The 16,831-nt window shown below is 33.3% G+C and carries 16 protein-coding genes; 6 read left to right on the top strand and 10 right to left on the bottom strand.

The genetic code is table 11. The features are described from left to right. Positions 1-155 precede the first annotated feature (155 nt). From ACRASX_RS13125 to ACRASX_RS13140, 4 genes are all read left to right on the top strand, one after another. The gene (locus tag ACRASX_RS13125) at positions 156-1,310 is read left to right on the top strand and encodes a M14 family metallopeptidase (protein ID WP_432221548.1); all 1,155 of its coding nucleotides are present in this window, start codon (positions 156-158) and stop codon (positions 1,308-1,310) included. 77 nt (positions 1,311-1,387) lie between these two features. Further along, on the top strand, positions 1,388-1,867 hold the full coding sequence (locus ACRASX_RS13130) for an Lrp/AsnC family transcriptional regulator (RefSeq protein ID WP_007805990.1): 480 nt from the start codon (positions 1,388-1,390) through the stop codon (positions 1,865-1,867). A 96-nt stretch (positions 1,868-1,963) separates the two neighbouring features. After that, a complete protein-coding gene (locus ACRASX_RS13135) occupies positions 1,964-4,549 on the top strand; it encodes a phosphoenolpyruvate carboxylase (protein WP_432221549.1) in 2,586 nt (861 codons plus the stop codon). Between the two features lie 10 nt (positions 4,550-4,559). Further along, the gene (locus tag ACRASX_RS13140) at positions 4,560-5,075 is read left to right on the top strand and encodes a DinB family protein (protein WP_432221550.1); all 516 of its coding nucleotides are present in this window, start codon (positions 4,560-4,562) and stop codon (positions 5,073-5,075) included. Positions 5,076-5,125: 50 nt separating this feature from the next. Here ACRASX_RS13140 and recQ read toward each other — a convergent pair whose 3' ends face one another. The 10 genes from recQ to ACRASX_RS13190 form a co-directional block, all read right to left on the bottom strand. Beyond that, complete coding sequence (gene recQ, locus ACRASX_RS13145; RefSeq protein WP_432221551.1) at positions 5,126-7,435, bottom strand: DNA helicase RecQ; 2,310 nt, start codon at positions 7,433-7,435, stop codon at positions 5,126-5,128. A gap of 95 nt (positions 7,436-7,530) precedes the next feature. Then, complete coding sequence (locus ACRASX_RS13150; RefSeq protein WP_066309235.1) at positions 7,531-8,463, bottom strand: transglutaminase; 933 nt, start codon at positions 8,461-8,463, stop codon at positions 7,531-7,533. Between the two features lie 18 nt (positions 8,464-8,481). Then, positions 8,482-9,333, bottom strand: coding sequence for a substrate-binding domain-containing protein (locus ACRASX_RS13155; RefSeq protein WP_432221552.1), 852 nt, complete (start codon positions 9,331-9,333; stop codon positions 8,482-8,484). Between the two features lie 14 nt (positions 9,334-9,347). Then, positions 9,348-9,821 carry a DUF4265 domain-containing protein gene (locus ACRASX_RS13160; RefSeq protein ID WP_432221553.1) on the bottom strand — a complete coding sequence of 158 codons (474 nt, stop codon included), beginning with the start codon at positions 9,819-9,821 and terminating at the stop codon, positions 9,348-9,350. Positions 9,822-9,824: 3 nt separating this feature from the next. Continuing rightward, on the bottom strand, positions 9,825-10,694 hold the full coding sequence (locus ACRASX_RS13165) for a nucleoside phosphorylase (protein ID WP_432221554.1): 870 nt from the start codon (positions 10,692-10,694) through the stop codon (positions 9,825-9,827). 131 nt (positions 10,695-10,825) lie between these two features. Next, complete coding sequence (locus tag ACRASX_RS13170) at positions 10,826-11,155, bottom strand: translation initiation factor (RefSeq protein ID WP_432221555.1); 330 nt, start codon at positions 11,153-11,155, stop codon at positions 10,826-10,828. Positions 11,156-11,241: 86 nt separating this feature from the next. Beyond that, complete coding sequence (locus ACRASX_RS13175; RefSeq protein WP_066309225.1) at positions 11,242-12,192, bottom strand: isopenicillin N synthase family dioxygenase; 951 nt, start codon at positions 12,190-12,192, stop codon at positions 11,242-11,244. A gap of 102 nt (positions 12,193-12,294) precedes the next feature. After that, positions 12,295-12,696 carry a glyoxalase gene (locus ACRASX_RS13180; RefSeq protein ID WP_066309222.1) on the bottom strand — a complete coding sequence of 134 codons (402 nt, stop codon included), beginning with the start codon at positions 12,694-12,696 and terminating at the stop codon, positions 12,295-12,297. A 183-nt stretch (positions 12,697-12,879) separates the two neighbouring features. Beyond that, on the bottom strand, positions 12,880-14,085 hold the full coding sequence (locus ACRASX_RS13185) for a mechanosensitive ion channel family protein (protein WP_066309592.1): 1,206 nt from the start codon (positions 14,083-14,085) through the stop codon (positions 12,880-12,882). Between the two features lie 52 nt (positions 14,086-14,137). Beyond that, positions 14,138-14,422 (bottom strand): DUF3817 domain-containing protein, encoded by a 285-nt coding sequence (locus tag ACRASX_RS13190; RefSeq protein WP_066309220.1) that lies wholly within the window; start codon positions 14,420-14,422, stop codon positions 14,138-14,140. A 101-nt stretch (positions 14,423-14,523) separates the two neighbouring features. Between ACRASX_RS13190 and ACRASX_RS13195 the strand changes: the two genes are divergently transcribed. Further along, positions 14,524-15,048, top strand: a complete 525-nt coding sequence (locus tag ACRASX_RS13195) for a DUF6155 family protein (protein WP_432221556.1) — start codon at positions 14,524-14,526, stop codon at positions 15,046-15,048. A gap of 106 nt (positions 15,049-15,154) precedes the next feature. Next, on the top strand, positions 15,155-16,699 hold the full coding sequence (locus tag ACRASX_RS13200) for a DEAD/DEAH box helicase (RefSeq protein ID WP_066309214.1): 1,545 nt from the start codon (positions 15,155-15,157) through the stop codon (positions 16,697-16,699). Positions 16,700-16,831 lie beyond the last annotated feature (132 nt).

Here is a 16,831-nt window from a genome sequence, read left to right on the forward strand (position 1 = left end):
TATTTTAAATAAATGATTACATTTGTATCAACTAAAACTAATAATATCCTGCCACCAACTAAAATTCGCGTTTACAATTCTAAATTTCCTATTAGTTTACTTGTTTACAAATGTAAATATAAAGATGTTTACTTTTGTAAATTAAAATTTAAGCAATGAATTTACAGATACTTTTTAAAGAAAATAAAGAAGAATTACTGTTTGGTAGGTATATTACTTTAGAGCAAGTCGAGCCTCTATTATTAAAATTAAACACCAATAATCAGCTAAAAAAAGTTGGTAAATCTGTTCTTGGTAAACCACTATACAGTTATACTATAGGAACGGGTTCCGTTAAAATCTATTTGTGGTCGCAAATGCACGGCAACGAAGGAACCACAACCAAAGCATTATTTGACTTTTTTAATGTACTGCACAGCGGTTCGTCTTATGCAACACAAATGCTTGAGAAATTTACATTTTGTGCTTTACCATTATTAAACCCTGACGGTGCTGCGGCTTATACGCGTGTAAATGCTAATGAAGTGGACTTGAATAGAGATTCCCAAAATCTTACGCAGCCAGAAAGTAAAATCTTAAGAGCAATTTTTGAAGAATTTCAGCCAGATTACTGTTTCAATTTACACGATCAACGTACCATATTTGGTGCAGGCACCGACGGAAAGCCGGCTACTGCTTCGTTTTTAGCTCCTGCTTATAATGAAGATCGAGAGATTAATGAATCTCGCTTAAAAGCTATTAATGTGATTGCTGCAATTAATGAAACACTTCAGCATTATATTCCTGGACAAGTGGGGCGTTTTGATGATTCTTTTAATATTAATTGTATCGGCGATATGTTTCAAAATCTTGGAGTACCAACAATTTTATTTGAAGCAGGACATTTTCAAAATGATTATCTGAGAGAAGAAACTAGAAAATTTATATTTTTCGCATTAATTTCAAGTTTTTCGTACTTAAACGAAAACGATATAGTTATCGACAAAACTGATAATTATTTGAATATTTCACAAAATAACACGATTTTTTATGATTTTATATATAAAAATATTAAAATAAATTATGATGGTATAGAAATAATCACGAATTTTGCTGCTCAATACAAAGAGGAATTAATCGACAATCAGATCGTTTTTAAGGCTTATTTTTCAGAAATCAGCAATTTAGAATCAAAATTTGGACATGTCGAGTTTGATGGAAAAGGAGCAGCGTACAGTGATGATTTTGGAAAAACTCCAAGACTAAATGAAATTGCGAATTTTAAATTAGACAATTCTATAGAATTTGTTAATGGTTTGATAAAAATTTAATATAATTATCATTTTATTGCTTTTTTTATATATTTTTATCCTTTGTTGTGACAAATAATAATATTAATAAAGAATTTATGAGTAAGTTTCGTTTAGATGAAGTAGATCACCAGATTTTAGATATGTTGATCGATAATACTAGAGTTCCTTTTACGGACATCGCAAAAAAATTATTGATTTCTGCAGGAACTGTACATGTTCGTGTAAAAAAAATGGAAGATGCTGGAATCATAATGGGTTCTTCATTAGCATTGGACTATGACAAATTAGGCTATTCATTTATTGCTTACGTTGGTGTATTTTTAAACAATACGTCACAAACAAAATTTGTTTTAGAACGTATTAACCAAATTCCTTTTGTAACTGTTGCGTCAGTAACGACAGGAAAATTTAATATTTTTTGCAAAATACGTGCAAAAGACACTAAACATGCCAAGGAGGTTATCTTTATGATTGATGACATCGAGGGTGTTTACAGAACTGAAACTATGATTTCATTAGAAGAAAGCATTAATGATAAGAAACGTTTGATGCATACTATTTTTAAAAATATGTAAGCAATTCATCTTGAACGGAAAATATTAATTACCTCAAGGATCGCTTCTTGAGGTTTTTTTTCAACTATTAATTACCAACACAACCAACTATAATTTATGTATACTTTACCAAAAATCGAACGTTTTAATCAAGATGTTCTTTCAAAATATCATATTTACAACAGTGTTTTTATAACACTCCCTTTTGATTCTATTGACAATACAGGCGTTCTATTGCCTTTGTTTACAGATGTTTGCGAATCAGGTTTTAAAAAACAAGAGAATCCGAAAGAAATTGTTAACTCGTTTACTGAAAAGTATTTAACTTCAGCTACTGAAGAAGAGAAAATTGATATCATGTTCCGTTTCATTCAGTACATAGAAAGACAAATTGTTCTTTTTGATGCAATTGAGGACGCTGCTTTTCCTGCAATTAACAACATGGAAGGTCGCGGTACACTTCGTGATATAAAAGAGAAGGCGAACGCTAAAGAAAAAGACGAAGAATTAGTTGAATTTTTCGAAAATTTTAATGTCCGTACGGTTCTAACGGCGCATCCAACACAATTTTATCCAGGTGCAGTGCTCGGAATTATTAATGATTTGATCGATGCAATTCGTACAAATGATTTATTAGAAATCAAACGTTTATTGGCGCAACTGGGTAAAACACCTTTCATTCAGGCAGAAAAACCAAATCCTTATGATGAAGCGGTAAGCTTAATATGGTTTTTAGAGAACGTATTTTATGAAACTTCTGGCGAAATTGTTCAGTATTTGCAAAAAAATATCTTCCATAACAATCCAATTCAGAATCAAATTATTAAACTTGGATTTTGGCCAGGCGGGGATCGCGATGGAAATCCGTTTGTAACAACAGAAATCACGTTGAAGGTGGCAGAACGTTTACGAACTTCTATTTTAAAATGTTATTACGTTGAGATTAGAAAATTAAAACGAAAACTGACTTTTTCTGGAGTAGATGGTTTAGTTGCTGAGTTAGAACATAAATTATACCGTTCTGTTTTTTATTCAAGAGGCGAAATGTACATCACTTTGGATGAGTTTAAAGAACGCTTAAATGCAATTAGAACAATTATTATAGACAAACATCAGTCTCTTTATCTAGACGAATTGGAATCGTTGCAAGTAAAAGTTAATTTGTTTGGATTTCATTTTGCAACTCTTGATATCAGGCAAAATAGTAGAGTGCATAACGCTGTTTTTAAAGACATTGTTACGTATTACTTAAAGTCAGAGAGCGATATGTTTCCTTCTAATTATTATGATTTATCAGAAGACGAAAAGATTGAAATTGTAGCGAAAGTTACGGGCAATTTAGATTCAGCTGATTTTGAAAATGAAATTACCAAATCAACAATAGAGTCGATACAAATTATCAAAACAATTCAAGAAAATAATGGAGAGCAAGGTGCCAATCGTTATATTATCAGTAATAACGAAAGCGCGTTGAATGTAATGGAAACTTTTGCAATGATTCGTTTAAATAATTGGGAAGCACCAACTGTAGATATTATTCCGTTATTTGAATCGATCGAGGATTTACAAAAAGCACATTTGGTTATGGAGCAATTGTACACTAATCCAGAATACGCTATTCATCTGGCTTCACGAGGAAACAAACAAACTATTATGCTTGGTTTTTCTGACGGAACTAAAGATGGTGGTTACTTAATGGCAAATTGGAGTATTTATAAAGCCAAACAAACTTTGACAGAGATGTCAAGAAAGTATGAGGTTGATGTGGTATTTTTTGATGGACGTGGCGGACCACCAGCACGTGGGGGTGGTAAAACACATAAATTCTACGCTTCGTTGGGACCAACAATCGAGAATAATGAAATTCAGATCACCGTGCAAGGACAAACTATTAGTTCTAATTTTGGAACATTAGATTCTTGTCGTTTCAACCTAGAGAATTTATTGAGTGCAGGAGTGACGAATCAGGTATTTAATAAGTCAAAAAATGAATTATCTCCTGATGAAAAAGATATTCTGGAAGAATTAGCAGAACTTGGTTATTCAAAATATTTAAGTTTTAAAAACCATCCGAAGTTTATACCTTACTTAGAGAAAATGAGTACTTTAAAATACTACTCAAAAACAAATATTGGAAGTCGTCCGACAAAGAGAAGTAAATCAGATCAATTGGATTTTGCTGATTTAAGAGCAATTCCGTTTGTGGGATCATGGAGTCAATTGAAGCAAAACGTACCTGGATTTTTCGGAGTAGGATCTGCTTTGAAGCATTTCGAAACGACAGGACAATGGGATAAAGTAACCGAATTATATCACAATTCATTGTTTTTTAAAACGCTTTTGGAAAACAGTGCAATGTCCTTGGCTAAATCATTTTTGCCACTAACTGCTTACATGAAGGAAGATCCTGAGTTTGGTGAATTTTGGCAAATTATCTCAGATGAATTTTCAGAAACAGAACGCTTACTATTGAAAATTGCAGGGCATACCACTTTGATGGAAAACTATCCTGACGGTAAAGCTTCTATTGATATTAGAGAACGTATCGTGTTGCCACTGTTGACGATACAACAATATGCATTGCTTAGAATTAATGAATTAAATAAAGCTGAAGTTGTCGATAGCGAATTGGTGAAAGTATATGAGAAAATTGTAACGCGTTCTCTTTTTGGCAATACTAATGCTAGTAGAAATTCGGCATAAAAGATAAAAAATGAAGGCAGATCAATTATTAGAGAATGAGTACGGTAGTGCATTTCATACTTATATTGAACAAGCTGGTGAAGGCAATTTGATTGAAGAACTGGAAATTTCGTTGCATGATTTTATAAAATTCGTTCAAAATATTCCGATGGATAAATTTGATTTTCGTTATGCGGAAGCAAAATGGACGATTAAGGAAATTATACAGCATGTAATTGATACCGAAAGAATTTTTGCTTATCGTGCGTTGCGAATTTCTAGAAACGACAAAACACCATTATCAGGTTTCGATGAGAATGAGTATGTAGTTAATACAGATGCCAATCAGAGAAATATTCAAAGTTTGCTTACCGAATTATCAGCAGTGCGGCATTCTAACTTATTTCTGTACAAAAGTTTTTCAGTAGAGCAATTGAAAAGAATTGGAACGGCTTCCAACAATGAAATTTCGGTTCGTGCTTTGGGTTTTGTGACAATTGGTCATCAAAAGCACCACCAACGCATTTTTGAAGAACGTTATTTATAAAATTTTAAAACCATATAAGTTATTCTACCTTGAATACTTATATGGTTTTTTTACTTTAGTTCTAATTTCTTCAATCTAGAAACTATAGCACCGCTGTTTCTACCCAATATACTGGCAATTTCTGCATTAGCTTTGCCTTCTTTAAAGAAATTAGTAAGCTGTAAATCTTCTTCAGAATTCCACTTTTTATATGCTTCTGCATGAGAAATTCGAATTTCATCAACAGAATATGCTTTTTTATTTAGCGTCTGAGATAATTCTTTCGATTTTTCAATAACCGCTAAGCCTAAGCGAATTTTATCATATGCCATTCTTTCTTCCAAATAATCAAAATATGGTTTTAAAACTGTCGTACTTTTTATTTCCTTGTGTGCTTTCTTTAATTGCTCGACTTCTTCTTGCGTTACAAAATCGCTTAAATCAGTGATGTGATCATCAATATATAATTTCGCAATGTGTGAAATTACAGTAGAAATTCCGAGTTTTCTTTGTTTCGAAATTTCATCAGTAGACATATCTTTTTGATAAAGCTCTAACGTTGTTTTGTACGTGCTACTTTCTTTTTTAGCAGTTGTTTTTTTGTTTTTTTGAAATTCTACAATTGCCGAGATAAACTCCGCACCGTACTTTTCGAGCTTTGCTTTTCCGACACCATCTATAGCGATTAATTCTTCTGCGGTCATTGGTCTAACGCTTTCAAATTGACGAAGAGTAGCGTCGTTAAAGATTACGTAAGCAGGAACTTCTTCTTCCTTTGAAATGTCATAACGCAATTTTCGTAAAATTTCAAAAAGTGAGTTCTTGGTTGTTTTTGTTTTGACTTCTTTGGCCTCTTTAGTTTCAGCTACTTTTTTAACAACAGTATTTAATTGGACTTTCTCTCCATAGAATAAAACTTTTCGAGCGAGTGATGTTAATAAGATTCTATTGTTTTGATGAAAAGCAATTTCAAGGTACCCTAGATTAATTAATTGAATTAAATATTGATTCCAATCGTACCAAGAAACATCTGCACCAATTCCGTACGTTTTTAGGTTTTGATATTCTTTTTCGTAAATATGTGCATTTTTAGAACCTCTTAAAAAATCAACTATTACCGCCAAAGTTTCTTTTTCTTGTAAGCGAGTCACGGCCGAAAGTGCTTTTTGTGCTAAAATAGTTCCGTTAAAAAAAACCGGAGGATTTTTACAGATGTCACAATTACCACAATTTTCAGTGACTAATTCCCCAAAATAAGAAAGTAAAATTTTTCTGCGGCAGCTTAAAGCGTCCGCATATTGTTTCATTCGTTCTAATTTAGCCAATTGCAAATCCGCATTCAAACCTTCTGATGCAAATTTTTGTAGCTGAATAACATCTGCATAACTTTCAAATAGAACTGTTTCTGAAGGCAATCCGTCACGACCAGCACGACCAATTTCTTGGTAATAACCTTCGATATTTTTAGGTAAATTATAATGAATTACCCAGCGCACATTTGATTTGTCAATTCCCATTCCAAAGGCAATAGTTGCACAGACAATTTGACAATCGTCATTTATAAAATCATCTTGTGTTTTTGCTCTTAATTTTGCTTCTAAACCCGCATGATATGCTTTGGCATTAATTCCTTTTTGCTGCAATTTTTTCGCTAATTCTTCGGTAGTTTTTCGGCTTAAGCAATAAACAATTCCAGATTCATTGGGTTTGGTCGCAATAAAATCTATTATTTGTTTCACACGGTCTAAAGCGGGTCGCACTTCTAAACTTAAATTTTTGCGATCAAAAGAAGAAACAAATATGGCAGGATTTGTAAGGTTTAATTGTTGTGCAATATCGGTTCGCGTAGCTTTATCGGCAGTTGCTGTTAAGGCCAAAATTGGAGTAGAAGGGAAGCGGTTTTTAAGGTAACCTAAATTAGTGTAGGCAGGTCTAAAATCATGTCCCCAGGCAGAAATACAATGTGCTTCGTCGATGGCAATCAAGCTGACTTCTAGAGAATTAAAAACATTTTCTAAATAAGACAAACTTTCGGGAGCGACGTATACTAATTTGATGGTATTGTTGCGCAATGAATCCAAATAAAATTGCTGCTCTTGGTCAGATTGTGTACTATTGATAAAGCAAGCCGCAATTCCGTTAGCTTTTAAACTGTCTACTTGATCTTTCATCAAAGCAATAAGCGGAGAAACTACTACTGTAATTCCAGAAAAAAGTAGCGCTGGTAATTGAAAACAGATTGATTTTCCCCCACCTGTTGGCATGATAGCTAAGGCATCTTTTTTAGAAAGAATAGTTTCAATAATTATTTCTTGATTGGGTCTGAATTTTTCAAAACCAAAATGTTCTTTTAATTTGGCGTGTAATATCTCGGAATTCATTTGGCGTATATTTTTTTTACAGTGAAAGTGTTGTTTGTTAAGCGAAAAAATAAAAAACGATTTCGCGCAGAATGAAGTATTACTAGCATAGGAATTTAGTTTAGAGTAAGCGCTCCTAAAATTTCTTCAGACATAAAAGGTCCTCCTGGATATTTAGCAGTATAGTCTAAGTTCAACCATATTTGATCTCTTTCATCAATGTGATAATGCAAAGATTTTCCATAGCTTTCTTTCTCAAAAAGAATGTTTTTTATTAAATAATTGACCGCTTCTAAGTCACTTCTGTTCCCAATTAAGATTTCAGGGTAAATATGTCCTTTGGTGTGAATTAATCGTGGTGTTCCCCCAATAGAACGGACAGCCGCAGCCATCAGTATCGAGTGATCGTCGCAGTCACCAGAAAAGTACTCCAAAGATTCGCTTGCTGTTGCAATATAATCGCCATCCTTCGGATCATTAACGTAATTCCAGCGGGCATTAATTTCTTTGAAAGCAGCAAAACATTGAATTAAAGTGCGGTACTCTGAATAACCTTTTACATTTCTAAAATGTTTGGTCGTGGCCATCACCGCAAAATTTCTAACCTTTGGATTCTGATATTCTATAGCCTTTAAAATCAATGATTTATTTGGAAAAGGAAGAAGTTTGGATACAATTAAATCTTGAGGATACGGATTGTATGTCATGGTATAGATCATGGAATCGTAATCTTCGTAGATTTGATTGAAACCATAATTCCCAATTACGGTTCCGTAAAACAAAACCAATAGATAGAGCGCGACGCAAATAATTATTATGGTCCGTAGTTGAAATAAAATTAAATAAACACCCCCTAATACGCCGATAAACAGCAAAATACGGTCCAGATTAAAACTCCAATTAAGCTCAATAAGGTTTTGATGTAAAATAATGAAGAGCGGAATTGTGATAAAAATACTCAAAAACAAAATAATGACCCTGTCCCAAGGTTTTTTAACCCGCAACTTGGCTTTTATTTTTTGTATGTCAATTTTTGTTATTTCGATCATAGGAGTTATAAAGCAAATTTACAGTGCTTTAATAATTTCAGCAAAAGTACTTTTTTTATTAATAATACGTAGTTCTAGAAGTTGGTTTTGAAGTGTGTTAAATTTGGTTTCACTAAAATTTTCTTGCGACCATTCTGTTAGTTTCAGCCAAGCTTGAATATCTTCTAATTTTTGACCAAATGTTTCAGCTAAGGTTCTGTCGATACTCGGAATCGATTTAAAATCTTCTGTAGTTGTGTTAATGATTTCTAATATTGTAGCGACTGCTTCTGCATTTTTTTCTAAAAATTCCTCTCTAACAGCAATGACAAAACTAGGCCATGGCGTAGGACAATCTCCAATTCGTCTAAAAATTCCTTGGTCAACTAGTGGTTTTGTCATAAAATGCTCCCACATAAAATAGTCTGCAGTTTCATTGGTCAATGCTTCGACGGCACCGTCGATAGTATTTATAATTTCGAATTTCAAACTGTCACTGTTCCAATTTTGATTGGCAGCATTTACATAGGCCATTAATTGTGAACCAGATCCAATTCTAGAAATAGCAATCGTACTATCTTTTACATCTTCAATGGTTTGATATTTTGATTTTGATGCAACATGAATTCCCCAAATTAAAGGTGACTTTACATAAATCTGAACAATTTTGCTCGGATTACCAGCTGCAATATCTTTTATAATCCCTTCGGTTAATATTACGGCAATATCAGTGGAACCGTCTCGCAGCATTTGGCATAATTTCCCCGTTCCTTCAGGAACATCAGTCCATTCTAAATCAATATTTTCGGCTTCAAATTCGCCATTATCAATACATAATTGCCAAGGTAAATTAAAATGTTCTGGAACTCCTGCTATTTTTATAGTTGTCATAATTGTTTTAAATTTTAATTTTTCAATAAATCAGTTCTGTGCTTTTCTGAAAGACAAGGTTCTGCAAATTGCAGTATAGAAAGTGTTTCAAATTCTGTTAATATAGTTTTCACGATAGAATAATCTACTTCTTTAGTGATTTCTACAGCAAAAAAGATTTCATTTAAAACTTCTGAAACACATTGAACTACTTGAAGTTTTTCTCTAATAACTTCTGTATCAAAATCTTTTTCTAAAATTATGACTTGCACAATTGAATTTCCAGAATTTTGGATCGTCTTTTTGTACACAAAGCGATCGTCATCTGCTTCTTTCTCTGCATAAAATAAATCTCCTGTCGCAATGAGCGGGCCAAAAAACGGAATATTATCTAATTTAAAATGTCCTTTTTCTAAATCTATTATTTCTGCCCACATGGTTTCTGTAATAGTATCTTGTAAGTAATCGCTGTAATATTTAAATATAATTTTTTTATGTGTAGCTGTCATTTTTTAACTATTTGCCAGTTTATCTAATGTATATGCTATTAGCTCATCGACTGCCTTATACGGATCTTCGCTAAAATCGCCTGTAGCTCGGTTGGCAATTATTGCATTTAGCGATAAAGCGTGATGCCCTAATAAAGCCGAAAGCCCATAAATTGCAGCAGTTTCCATTTCTAAATTGGTAATTCTATTTTCATTAAAGTCAAAACTATCCATTTTACTATTCAACTTCTCATCTTGGATATTTAGTCGTAAAATTCTTCCTTGTGGACCGTAAAATCCGCCAGCGGTAGCTGTAATTCCTTTAAAGATTTGATCACTTTCTATTATTTTTTCCAATTTATTAGAACAAGCAATTACATATGGTTTTCCTTTTCGGATGTCCCAATTAGTATGAATAAAAAAAGCTTCTTCGAGTGCCGCATTTGAAACTTCATCGATTAAATAGGAGCGAAGCATATTGTCTAACCCTAGTCCGAAAGTAGACATTACAAAACTATCTACTGGGATATCTGCATGTAGTGAGCCCGAAGTTCCTACTCGAATAATATTTAAAGAAGTAATTTCTTTTTTTATTTTTCTCGTTTTTAAATCAATATTTACTAAAGCATCCAGTTCGTTGATTACGATGTCAATATTATCAGGACCGATTCCGGTTGAAATGACCGTCATTCGTTTGCCTTTGTACATTCCGGTTTGAGTCTTAAATTCTCTTTTTTGAGTTGAGAATTCAATGGAATCAAAATGTTGAGTAATTTTTTCTACGCGATTTTGATCGCCTACAAAAATAATATCGTGTGCTATATTTTCAGGAAGTAAATTTAAGTGATAGACACTTCCGTCTGGATTTAAAATCAATTCTGAAGATTTAATCATGTTTTAGTTTTTAAGGTACTACGTTGCTGCGAAGCAAAATTCAAATTTTTTCAAAGAAAAGAAGGTTTATTACTTAAAAGGTCTTTTTTCTATTAAAAACATTTACTTATTAATTTGTATTCTAACGCATTTTATCCGCCAACACGTTTAACTTTAAATCCTTTCTCTTTTAAAATTGCCATAATTTTATCACGGTAATCACCTTGAATGATAATGGATTCGTCTTTGTAACTTCCACCAACACTTAACTTAGTTTTAATTTCTTTAGCTAATATTTTAAAGTCTTCTTGATCGCCGGTGTAGCCTTCAATTATAGTTGTCGGTTTTCCTTTTCTCTTTTCAAATTTGCAAATCATTGGCTCGTCCTGAATCCACAATTCTTTTACTTCAGCAATAATTTCTTCTTCTGGAGCTGCTTGGTGATCGGGAAATAAATTTTTTAATTGGTCTTGTAAATCCATTGTATCTGAAATTTTGAAAAATTAAATTCCAAATTCCAAAGTAATACAACCTTGGAATTTGGAATTTATAACTTGATTGTAATTTATTATTTTTTTATCAATCCTAAATCAACCAAACGTTCGTGCAAATAGTCTCCTGCAGTAATATCATCGAATTTTTTCGGATTTTCACTATTTATACAATTCGCTAAACAATCTAGTTTCATATCACTAACAGGGTGCATAAAAAACGGAATAGAATAACGAGAAGTTCCCCATAATTCTCTCGGCGGATTTACTACTTGATGAATGGTGGATTTTAGTTTATTATTGGTGTGTCGTGACAACATATCACCCACATTAATAACTAATTCATCCTCTGCAGCAATTGCATCAAGCCATTCTCCGTTGTGGTTTTGCACTTGCAATCCTTTTCCTTGAGCCCCCATCAATAATGTAATTAGATTGATATCACCATGAGCTGCTGCTCGAATCGCATTTTCTGGCTCAGATGTAATAGGAGGATAGTGAATTGGTCTCAAAATTGAATTTCCTTCGTGCGCATATTGGTCGAAATAAAATTCATCTAAACCTAAATGCAACGCTAAAGCGCGCAACACATAAACGCCCGTTTTTTCGAGCATTTGATACGCTTGTTTACCCACTACATTAAAACGAGGCAACTCACTTACTTGTACATTATCTGGGTATTCTGCAGCATACTTTGAACTTGAATCTACATATTGTCCAAAATGCCAAAACTCTTTTAAATCCCCTTCTTTTCTGCCTTTAGCATGTTCTTTTCCAAAAGACACGTACCCCCTTTGACCGCCAATTTCGGGAATTTCGTAGCCGTGCTTAGTCGCTAGTGGCAAGGCAAAAAACTTTCTAATTTCACCATACAGCTCGTTTACCAATTGGTCTTCTAAAAAATGACCTTTTAAGGCAACGAAGCCTATGTTTTCAAATGCATTTCCGATTTCATTTACAAATTTTTGTTTACGTTCCGGGTCGTCCGAAAGGAAATCACGTAAGTCTACACTAGGAATGTTTTGCATACTTTACATATTAATTTTAAAAAGTTGAAAAGCATAAGAAATGCTGATCACAAACAAAGATAAATATAATTTGGTAGTCGTTTGGGTCTTTAAGAAAACTTTTTAATTCGGTTGAATTTCTAGCAATTGTACTTGACTTCGCAATCTCTCAATAATTAATGTCATCATTCGTTTATTTAAACTAGACGAATTTTGAATGTAGTTTTGGTATTCTTCTAATGAAAAAAGTCCGATTACTATTCCTTTTAATGTGTTTCGAAATTTAATATCCTTCTGAATGGAATTTTCAATCGCATGTAACTTTTTATCTACCGAAAAAGTAAAGAAATCAACTTTGTTTTTTTGTACATAATATACAAAAACTGAAATAAGTAAATCGTTCTGAAGTTTTAGAATCGGCCGAAGTACTTGGTTTTGAAAAACTTCATCTGGAGATGACTGTGAACTAGTGGTTCCTAAAACTTCTCCTCTAAATTCTTTTAAAAATGAATCTCTATTGGCCATTGTTTTTCTTTAAAATTAAAAAAAATTAATGACAGTAGCAGTCTATTATAAAAAATAAACTCTCAGTTTTACAGAAACATTCAACGTGCTTTACTTGTAAAATTAGTATTCATAAAAAAATCCACAAACTAACACGTTGCAATTGCTATTAATTTGTGGAAATTTTATTTATTTAAAAGTTTATTACCTGTTATTATCGGTAATTTGTAATTTAGATGGCATTTCGAAAATCTCTAAATCAAATAACGGAACTGCCGCAAATATATGATCAAAAAGATCAGACATAATATACTCGTAGTTTGCCCAACGTTTGTCTTTAGAAAAAGCGTAAATCTCCAACGGAACACCAAATTCTGTCGATTGCAACTGACGGCACATCATAACCATATTCTCGTTTAAACCGCTTTGGTTGGCCATATACACAGAGATGTACTTGCGAAACAATCCTAAATTGGTCATGTTACGGCCATTAACATGCAGTTCTTTATTTATGTTGTGATTGGTATTGTATTTTTCAATCTCCACTTGTCTCGAATCGATATAAGCGGTAATCAACTCGACAGAACGCAGACGAGCTAAATCGTCATTGTTTAAAAACCGAATCGTACTGCTTTTTATCAACACATGACGCTTAATTCGTCTTCCATCACCCTTTAACATCCCACGCCAGTTCTGAAAAGACTCAGAACTTAATGCGTAAGTTGGAATAGTAGTAATGGTTTTGTCAAAATTCTGCACTTTTACAGTAGTTAGGTTAATCTCGATCACATCACCATCGGCGCCAAACTTGTCCATAGTAATCCAGTCGCCAATACGAACCATATCATTTATAGAAACTTGCACACTGGAAACAAATCCTAAAATCGTATCTCTAAAAATCAAGATAATAATTGCCGACAAGGTTCCTAGAATAGTAAGCAGTTCAGTTTGTTTGATTCCGAACAACTTGGAAATCATTACTGTAACTCCAAATATCCAAAGCACAATCATAATGACTTGAATAAAGCTATCGATTGGTTTGTCGCTGTATTCTGGTTTGTTTTTTAGGTAATCTTTAAGCGAATTAAAAACGGTACGAATTATCCACAACATTAAGAAAATGATGTAAATACCAAATATTTTCTCAAAGGTTAATTGCCAATAATCATATTTGTCTAAAATTATAGGAACTGCCGCATAAATAAAAAATGCAGGAATAAGATACGCCGTGTATTTTGCTGTTTTGTTTGAAATCAAAAAATCATCGAACTTGGTTTTGGTGCGTTGTGCAAAAACGGCCATTAAAGTCACCAAAAAAAGTCGTGCGATGTAGTAAATACCGAACGCCATTATTATTAAAACCACGATATTTACGACTAAGCTTAAGTACGACGCAGAAATCCTGCTCATGCCTAAATCACGTAAAATAGGGTATAATATATTAAATAATTTTTCTAACAAACTAAGCGTTTTTTAAGTATTTCTGTTCAATATAAAAAGTAGCGAAAGGAAGTAAAGAAGCTAATAAGATAAATCCAAAAACCGGAATACTCCATTTTTGACTTCTTTTAAGTAAAACAGCTAATAATACGTAGGCAATAAATAAAACACCGTGACTCATTCCAATTGGATATAGTAAAGTTTTATACAATTCTAAATTTGTTGGTTTTATAAAAAGCATGTTTGCGAACAAAACTAAATAGGAAATCCCCTCTAAAATCGCGGTAATCTTAAAAATCTTAAGCATTTGAATGTTGTTTAAAAATAAAGCGTAAAATTAGGTATTCTCTTTGGTTTTCTAGGTATCTAAACTCAAACAAATTACTTTTGTACTTTTACCTATTGATTATGAGTAAACGCGATTTAAAAAAATATTTAACCGAGCTTTCGCAAGAGCAATTACAAGATCAAATAATTGAATTGTATGAAAAATTTGCGCCCGTAAAAGTATTCTACGACTTTGTTTTTAATCCAAAAGAAGAAACACTTTTGCACGAAGCAAAAATTAAAATTTCGAACGAATATTTTCCTGTAAAAGTAACTCGAAGAGGCAAAGCGAAGATGCGCCGATCTGTGGCTCAAAAAATCGTAAAACATTTTATTGTTTTGGGAGTTGATCCGTTCGTAATTGCAGATGTTATGCTTTATAATATTGAAATCGCACAAACGTATGCCGCTGGAAACTTGATAAAGCAGGAACTTTTTTACAAGAGCATGTTCAATTCTTTCGAACAGGCAGTCACTTTTAGTATTTCAAACGGAATTTTTGAAGAGTTTAATGAGCGAATTACCGCCATTGCTGAGGAAGCAAAAAGAAGAAAATGGAAGAACAGGTCTGATTTTGAAGCTATTTTAGAGAAAATCACTTTATAAAAACGGTAAGATAATTCAATCTTTAGGATTTATTTGATTTAATTTAAGCAAAATCACAAGGAATAACTGTTTTTTAGGTGTATTTTTGCAAAAACCAATAAAAAGCATGTCTCAAAATATTTTAGAAGTAGAAAAGGAAGAACGGAAAGAACTTTATGCCTATCAGCAAAAAGATATTGATGCCATTTTTGAACGATTAGACGGTACTCCAGAGAAATATCACTTGCTGTATCAGTTGCCCACAGGAGGTGGAAAAACAGTAGTTTTTTCTGAAATCGTTCGTCGTTATTTATCGCATAATGACAAAAAAGTAGTAGTGTTAACACACCGTATCGAGCTTTGTAAACAGACTTCAAAAATGCTGAAGGGCTTTGGTGTCAAAAACAAAATTATTAATAGTAAGGTAAAAGAATTGCCAGACCAAAACGATTATTCATGTTTTGTGGCAATGGTCGAAACGCTTAAAAATCGTATCAACGACGAAAAATTACACTTAGACAATATTGGATTAGTAATTATTGATGAGGCGCATTACAATTCCTTCCGAAAATTATTAAATTCTTTTAAAAATGCTTTCATATTAGGCGTTACAGCGACACCACTAAGTTCTAATATCAAGTTACCCATGCACCAAAGTTATGATGAACTAATCGTAGGAGACACGATTGCATCGCTTATTGGTAAAGGATTCTTAGCAAAAGCAACGACCTACAGTTACGATGTTGGTTTGACCTCCTTGAAGGTCGGAATCAACGGTGATTATACGGTAAAATCTTCAGACGATTTATATACCAATTCGGTGATGCAGGAAAAATTATTGCATGCCTATACCGAGAAATCTTTGGGCAAAAAGACTTTGATTTTTAATAATGGTATTCATACTTCCTTATACGTCTACGAAACTTTTCGCGAAGCAGGCTACGAGATTCGTCACTTAGACAACACTTGCGGTACCGAAGAGCGTAAGGATATATTGCAATGGTTCAAAAAAACACCAGATGCCATTTTAACCTCAGTCGGAATTTTAACTACTGGTTTTGATGAACCAACTGTAGATACAATTATCCTTAATCGTGCTACCAAGTCCTTGACTTTATATTTTCAGATGATTGGTCGTGGTTCTCGAAAATTACCAGGTAAAAGCGATTTTAATGTAATCGATTTAGGTAACAATGCAGCTCGTTTTGGACTGTGGAGTGATGCGGTCAATTGGCAGCATATTTTTAAATCACCAGAGTTTTACTTAGAGAATTTGCGCGATGACACCGAAATTGAATTGTTTTTCAAATATACGATGCCACCAGAATTAAGGGCTAAATTTAGTAAAACAGCCGAAGTTAATTTTGATGTAGATGAAGAGCATAAATTAGCGATAGCGCAAAATGAACGCTCGAAGGTCGTATTAGAAAAATCGCTGGAACAACACGCAGCGATGTGCGTTGATAATACCGAAACATTGCAAGAAGCAAAATCATTAGGTCGCGAATTAGATGACGATATCGACTGCCGCATCAAGCGCTACTCTAAGTGTTTAAGCCAATGCAGTAAAAATTACCGCGAATGGTTGGTCGACGATTATAAACTAAAAATGGTCTTATTAATAGGTAAAAAATACCGTGAAAAAATAATGAATGAGCCTGACGAAGATTAATTTTTGTTAGGAGCTATTCCCGCTGTACACTGTATCTTTTTCGGGCGAACCCCGCCCAAAAAAGGATGCCGCTTTCATCGGGGCTAAAAAATTCAGCATTCATAACACATTTATCTTATGCAAAATCCCACA

The sequence above is a fragment of the Flavobacterium sp. TMP13 genome (assembly GCF_050847115.1).
GTDB lineage: Bacteria > Bacteroidota > Bacteroidia > Flavobacteriales > Flavobacteriaceae > Flavobacterium.

Coding starts and splice junctions, on each gene's coding strand:
- ACRASX_RS13130 (WP_007805990.1), top strand. CDS start 1,388: ATGAGTAAGTTTCGTTTAGATGAAGTAGATCACCAGATTTTAGATATG.
- ACRASX_RS13135 (WP_432221549.1), top strand. CDS start 1,964: ATGTATACTTTACCAAAAATCGAACGTTTTAATCAAGATGTTCTTTCA.
- ACRASX_RS13125 (WP_432221548.1), top strand. CDS start 156: ATGAATTTACAGATACTTTTTAAAGAAAATAAAGAAGAATTACTGTTT.
- ACRASX_RS13150 (WP_066309235.1), bottom strand. CDS start 8,463: ATGATCGAAATAACAAAAATTGACATACAAAAAATAAAAGCCAAGTTG.
- ACRASX_RS13155 (WP_432221552.1), bottom strand. CDS start 9,333: ATGACAACTATAAAAATAGCAGGAGTTCCAGAACATTTTAATTTACCT.
- ACRASX_RS13190 (WP_066309220.1), bottom strand. CDS start 14,422: ATGCTTAAGATTTTTAAGATTACCGCGATTTTAGAGGGGATTTCCTAT.
- ACRASX_RS13170 (WP_432221555.1), bottom strand. CDS start 11,155: ATGGATTTACAAGACCAATTAAAAAATTTATTTCCCGATCACCAAGCA.
- ACRASX_RS13200 (WP_066309214.1), top strand. CDS start 15,155: ATGTCTCAAAATATTTTAGAAGTAGAAAAGGAAGAACGGAAAGAACTT.
- ACRASX_RS13180 (WP_066309222.1), bottom strand. CDS start 12,696: ATGGCCAATAGAGATTCATTTTTAAAAGAATTTAGAGGAGAAGTTTTA.
- ACRASX_RS13160 (WP_432221553.1), bottom strand. CDS start 9,821: ATGACAGCTACACATAAAAAAATTATATTTAAATATTACAGCGATTAC.
- ACRASX_RS13140 (WP_432221550.1), top strand. CDS start 4,560: ATGAAGGCAGATCAATTATTAGAGAATGAGTACGGTAGTGCATTTCAT.
- recQ (WP_432221551.1), bottom strand. CDS start 7,435: ATGAATTCCGAGATATTACACGCCAAATTAAAAGAACATTTTGGTTTT.
- ACRASX_RS13165 (WP_432221554.1), bottom strand. CDS start 10,694: ATGATTAAATCTTCAGAATTGATTTTAAATCCAGACGGAAGTGTCTAT.
- ACRASX_RS13175 (WP_066309225.1), bottom strand. CDS start 12,192: ATGCAAAACATTCCTAGTGTAGACTTACGTGATTTCCTTTCGGACGAC.
- ACRASX_RS13185 (WP_066309592.1), bottom strand. CDS start 14,085: ATGAGCAGGATTTCTGCGTCGTACTTAAGCTTAGTCGTAAATATCGTG.
- ACRASX_RS13195 (WP_432221556.1), top strand. CDS start 14,524: ATGAGTAAACGCGATTTAAAAAAATATTTAACCGAGCTTTCGCAAGAG.